The organism is Blastomonas sp. CCH1-A6 (assembly GCF_001556365.1).
Lineage (GTDB): Bacteria > Pseudomonadota > Alphaproteobacteria > Sphingomonadales > Sphingomonadaceae > Blastomonas > Blastomonas ursincola.
Genome location: NZ_LSIS01000223.1, coordinates 1 through 564, shown reverse-complemented (window position 1 = coordinate 564; position 564 = coordinate 1). Strand labels below are relative to the sequence as shown.

1 pseudogene is annotated in these 564 nt (G+C 67.9%); it reads right to left on the bottom strand.

Annotated elements, in window-relative coordinates:
* Positions 1-564: pseudogene (locus AX735_RS09735) on the bottom strand (conjugal transfer protein TrbE); the annotation flags it as partial.

Here is a 564-nt window from a genome sequence, read left to right as displayed (position 1 = left end):
AGGCGTCGCTGTCGAGCAGCGTGGACGCCTCGTTGGTCATGACTTCCTTGAGGATGGCCGCGACCGATTTGCGCTTGGCGAACCATTGCCGCCTGATCCTGGTCAGCAGCTTGGTCGCGTCGGTCTTGTCGAGCATCAGCGCGCGGGTGGACCAGCGATACTCGAAGGCGAGCCGGTTCAGCTCGTCGAGCAGGCCGGGGAAGGTCACGCTCGGGAAGCCGACGATGGTGAGCGTGCGCAGATGGTGCTCGCCGAGCTTCGGTTCGAGCCCGCCGGTCAGCGGCTCGTCGGCGAGTAGCGCGTCGAGGTGCATCGGAGTTTCCGGCACGCGCACGCGCTGGCGGCGGGTTGAGGTGGTGCTGTGCAGGTAGGTCAGCGTCTCGCCGTCATCGAGCCAGCGGACCTCGGGCACGAAGCCCTCGACCAGATTGAGAACGCGGTCGCTGCGGTCGGCGAAGCCCTTGAGCAGTTCCCACGGATCGACGCCGCTGGTGGACCGGCCCTCGTAGAGCCACCCTTCCGCGCGCGCCGCTTCCTCGGCCGGCGGCATCCACAGCAGGGTGA